The organism is Ensifer sp. SSB1 (genome assembly GCF_016652895.1).
Lineage (GTDB): Bacteria > Pseudomonadota > Alphaproteobacteria > Rhizobiales > Rhizobiaceae > Ensifer.
In genome coordinates this window covers 1-4,855 of record NZ_JAEPRP010000295.1, presented here as the reverse complement: position 1 = coordinate 4,855, position 4,855 = coordinate 1, and the positions used below count along the sequence as shown (strand labels likewise).

The 4,855-nt window shown below is 62.4% G+C and carries 3 protein-coding genes and 1 pseudogene; 3 read left to right on the top strand and 1 reads right to left on the bottom strand.

Annotated elements, in window-relative coordinates; all coding sequences use genetic code 11:
- The 3 genes from I8N66_RS36025 to I8N66_RS36015 form a co-directional block, all read left to right on the top strand.
- A partial coding sequence (locus I8N66_RS36025; protein WP_291165049.1) for a sigma-54-dependent Fis family transcriptional regulator occupies positions 1–1,402 on the top strand: 1,402 nt, incomplete at its 5' end.
- Between the two features lie 162 nt (positions 1,403–1,564).
- A complete protein-coding gene (locus I8N66_RS36020; RefSeq protein ID WP_291165046.1) occupies positions 1,565–2,638 on the top strand; it encodes a 2,3-butanediol dehydrogenase in 1,074 nt (357 codons plus the stop codon).
- Positions 2,639–2,705: 67 nt separating this feature from the next.
- Positions 2,706–4,505: an NAD(P)/FAD-dependent oxidoreductase gene (locus tag I8N66_RS36015; RefSeq protein WP_291165044.1), complete on the top strand. Its 1,800-nt coding sequence runs from the start codon at positions 2,706–2,708 to the stop codon at positions 4,503–4,505.
- 48 nt (positions 4,506–4,553) lie between these two features.
- Here I8N66_RS36015 and I8N66_RS36010 read toward each other — a convergent pair.
- Positions 4,554–4,855: pseudogene (locus I8N66_RS36010) on the bottom strand (MFS transporter); the annotation flags it as partial.

Below are 4,855 nucleotides of genomic sequence, written 5' to 3'. Positions count from 1 at the left end.
TACGGCGGCGCCTGTGTTCGACACGCTCGGCGATCTGACCGCCGTGCTCGACATCTCCCAGCTCCGTTCACCCACCGCCAAGACGAGCCAGCAACTGGCCCTGCATCTGGTATCCGCCACTGCGCGGCGGATCGAGCTTGCCAACCTCATGACCCGCACCCGCAACGACTGGGTCCTGCGGCTTGCGCGCTCCCCGGAATTCCTTGACGTCGACCCGGACGCCGCCATCGCCCTTGATGGCAGCGGACGCATCACCGGCATGACCCACGGCGGCTTCGGCGCGCTCGCTCGCTCGATGAACATCCGCGGCCTCAGAACACGCGATTTCCTGGGCCTTCCGGTCTCCGAGGTCTTCGATATCGACGTGGACGACCTGCCAAACTTCATGCGCGGCCGGCCGAACGGCGAGCGCCTGCTCCGAGCCAAAAGTGGGCTGGTCCTTTTCGCCAGTGCCATCGCACCCGTTGTCAGCCACCGCCCGCCCGCCGTGCCCGAACCGCGCCTCCCCCGGGCCCTGCGTGATCTCAGCCAGGGCGACGCCGCAATGGAGCGGGTTCAGACCCGTGCGGCGAAACTGGCCACCCGCCGCATTCCCATTCTCATTCAAGGGGAAACGGGCAGCGGCAAGGAATATCTTGCTCGCGCGATCCATGACAGTTGCGGCGACAACGGCAATTTCGTCGCCGTCAATTGCGCGGCAATTCCCGAGAACCTCATCGAATCCGAACTGTTCGGTTACGCGCCCGGGGCATTCACCGGCGCCAGCCAGAAGGGTAAGCGCGGCCTGATAGAGGATGCCGACGGCGGAACACTGTTCCTCGACGAGATCGGCGACATGCCGCTCGCGCTGCAAGGCCGGCTGTTGCGCGTGCTCTCGGAAAACGAAATCCAGCCGGTCGGCGCGCTGAAAGCCCGCCCGATCCGCCTGCGCGTCGTATCCGCCTCCCACCGCGATCTGGCGGAGCTGGTGAAGGAAGGCCGTTTCCGTGAAGACCTTTATTACCGCCTGAACGCCGCAACGCTCTCACTCCCCGCTTTGCGAGAGCGTCAGGATCTCGGCTGGCTGATCGACCAATTGCTCCTTCGCGTCGAGAAGGAAAACAACGAGTCCTACCGCGTCGACAAGGGCGCCCGGGCAGTCTTGCTCGCGCATGAATGGCCAGGAAATCTGCGCGAGCTTTCCAACGCTCTGCGGGTGGCTGCCGCCCTTTCCGAGAATGGCCTCATCGATACCGAGTGCCTGCCGGAACATCTTTTCTCCGCCGCCGTCCGCTCACTGCCGGGCGAGGATGATGCGCTGCGTCAGGCGCTCAGAGACTGCGGCGACAACGTCTCGGCACTTGCGAGAAAGCTCGGCGTCAACCGTTCCACCATCCACCGTCGCCTGAAGCGTCTCAACTGACGCAACGCCTGCAACACCTGTTGCGCAGCGACTGTTGCATTCCCCGAGATTTTAACTCGCTTCCATTCTCAAGCCATTGATATCACGTTCAAAATAGACAGGTCCGCGATCTGGCATGCGACTTGCTCCCTCTCCTGTGCAAGAACAACAGGAGGAAACACAATGAAAGCTCTGCGCTTTCACGCTGCCAAGGATCTACGCATTGACGATGTCGAGCCCCCGCCTGCGCCCGGGCCCGGCGAGGTGTTGGTGGAGAATCGTTTCTGCGGCATCTGCGGGACCGATCTGCACGAATACGCCTACGGCCCGATCTTCATCCCCAAGGAGCCGCATCCCTTTACGGCTGCTCATGGACCGCAGATCCTCGGCCATGAATTCGGCGGCGTCGTGAAGGCAATCGGCGAAGGGGTTAGCCATGTGAAGCCGGGCGACCGCGTCTCGATCCAGCCGCTGATCATGCCGCGGCGCGGCGACTATTATGCCGATCGCGGTCTGTTTCACCTGAGCGCCAACCTCGCCCTTGCGGGCCTCTCCTGGCACTCCGGGGGGATGGCGGAAGCGGCCCTTCTCAACGACTACAATGTCCAGCCCATTCCCGATGCGCTGTCCGACGAGGAGGCCGCTCTGATCGAGCCGACCGCGGTCGCCGTATATGCATGCGATCGCGGCGGCGTCACCGCCGGCAACAGCGTGCTGGTCACGGGCGCGGGACCGATCGGCATTCTCGTCGCCATGGCAGCGCGGGCCGCCGGCGCATCGAAGATCTTTCTCTCCGATATCAACGAGACGCGACTTTCCTTGGCGAAGGAAGCACTCGGCGAGGTCCGCACCATCAATCCGAAGATGGAAAAGGTCAGCGATGTTGTCCAGGCCGAAACCGAGGGCGGCGTCGGTTGCGACGTCGCCATCGAGTGCGTCGGCAACGAACATGCGCTCAAGAACTGCGCGAGCGCCGTGCGCAAGCAGGGCGTCGTCGTGCAGACCGGCCTTCATCCCGGTGAGAACCCGCTGAACTGGTTCGACGTGACCTTCAAGGACATCGATATTCGCGGTTCGTGGGCCTACCCGACCCACTACTGGCCGCGCGTGGCGCGCCTGATCGCCAGCGGCCAGATACCGGCTCGTCGCATCGTCACGAAATATGTCTCGCTCAGCGAGGCCGTTTCGGCGGGGTTCGACCAGTTGCTCGATCCCGCCGGCACCCATCTGAAAATAATGATCGACCTCAAGCGTTAGGCCGGTCCGCATTGCGGGACGGTTGAGGAGCCGTCCCGTTTTTCATCACAGAGCAGGAGGATAAAGGATGCTCGATAAGACCCCCACCACCCGCGTTCAGGCACAGCTTGATGCCCTTGGCGCTGCACTCGAAACCGGCCGTATCGACGATGCGGTCAATCTCTTTGCCGAGGAGTGCTACTGGCGCGACCTCGTTGCCTTCACCTGGAACCTCAAGACTGTCGAAGGCCGGGATCAGGTGCGCGACATGCTTCAGGCACAGCTTGCCTCCGCAAAGCCCTCCAACTGGCGCGTCGCCGCCGGCGAAGAAGCAACCGAGGCGGATGGCGTACTTGAAAGCTGGATCTCGTTCGAGACGGCAACCGGACGCGGCTACGGCCTCGTGCGCATCAAGAATGGTCTGATCTGGACGCTGCTGACGGCACTGGCCGAACTCAAGGGCCACGAGGAAAAATCCGGCTTTACCCGCCCACTTGGTGCAAAACACGGCCAGAATGTCGGCGCGAAAACCTGGAAGGAGGAGCGCGAACACGAGGAGCGCACTCTCGGCTATGAGAAGCAACCCTATGTCGTGATCATCGGTGGCGGACAGGGTGGCATTGCGCTCGGCGCCCGGCTTCGCCAACTCGGCGTTCCCACCATCATCCTCGAAAAGAACGACCGGCCAGGCGACAGCTGGCGCAAGCGCTACAAGTCGCTCTGCCTGCATGACCCCGTCTGGTACGACCATCTGCCCTACATCGACTTCCCAAAGAACTGGCCGGTCTTTGCGCCGAAGGACAAGATCGGCGACTGGCTGGAATTCTACACCAAGGTGATGGAGCTGAACTACTGGACACGCTCCACCGCCAAATCGGCAAGATGGGACGAAGCCGCGAAGGAATGGACTATCGTCGTCGACCGCGACGGTGAGGAAGTGGTGTTGCGGCCGAAGCAACTCGTCTTTGCGACAGGCATGTCCGGCAAGGCAAACATTCCGAATTTCAAGGGCCGTGCGCGCTTTGAGGGTGACCAGCATCATTCCTCGCAGCATCCGGGGCCTGATGGCTGCAAGGGCAAGAAGGTCGTCGTGATCGGCTCGAACAATTCGGCCCATGACATCTGCGCAGCACTTTACGAAGCGGGTGTCGACGTCACGATGATCCAGCGCTCGACGACCCATATCGTGAAGTCCGACACGCTGATGGATATCGGCCTCGGCGGGCTCTATTCCGAGCAGGCGCTGGCAAATGGCGTGACGACCGGCAAGGCAGACCTCATCTTCGCCTCGCTTCCCTACCGAATCATGCACGAGTTCCAGATTCCGCTTTACGACAAGATGCGCGAGCGCGACGCCGATTTCTACGCGGCGCTGGAGAAGGCCGGCTTCCAGCTGGATTGGGGCGCGGATGGCTCCGGTCTCTTCATGAAGTACCTGCGCCGCGGGTCCGGATACTACATCGATATCGGCGCGTCGCAGCTGATCATCGATGGCAAGGTGAAGCTTGCCGCTGGACAGGTGGAAGAGATCACCGAAACCTCCATAAAACTCTCTGGCGGCAAGGAGATTCCCGCTGACGTCATCGTCTATGCGACGGGCTACGGCTCGATGAACGGCTGGGTCGCCGATCTCATCGACCAGGAGACTGCCGACAAGGTCGGAAAGGTCTGGGGGCTCGGCTCCGATACGCCGAAGGATCCCGGCCCCTGGGAGGGCGAGCAACGCAACATGTGGAAGCCGACGCAACAGGATGCCCTGTGGTTCCACGGCGGCAACCTCCACCAGTCGCGCCATTATTCGCAGTATCTCTCACTGCAATTGAAGGCACGAATGGAGGGCATTGAGACGCCGGTCTATGGCCTGCAGAGCGTTCATCACAAACGCTGACGAAACGACGAGAGGGCGGCTTGTCCGCCCTCTCTCACCATGCCGAGCCTAGCGGGCGTTGTTGCGAACGGGCGATGGCCGAGTGCGCCGATGGCCCGAGACTTCGGCACCCGCCTCGGGTGACAGTGCGAGAAGGCGCAGCGCCGAAACGAAGCCAATGGCAGCGATAACGAGGAAGGCCGCGCGGATATCCGCAAGCATGCCGGCATCGCCGCCTCCACCACTCAGATAGGATGCAAAGCGAATGACGGCCGCAGCAACAGCGATGCCAAGCAGTTGCGAAAGCTGCTGCAGCATCGCCGAAATGGTCGTCGCCGCGCTTCGTTGGGCGGGCGTCACGTCCGCAAAGG

What these genes read in the sequence shown, in the direction of transcription:
- I8N66_RS36020 (WP_291165046.1), top strand. Translation starts at nt 1,565, where the DNA reads ATGAAAGCTCTGCGCTTTCACGCTGCCAAGGATCTACGCATTGACGAT.
- I8N66_RS36015 (WP_291165044.1), top strand. Translation starts at nt 2,706, where the DNA reads ATGCTCGATAAGACCCCCACCACCCGCGTTCAGGCACAGCTTGATGCC.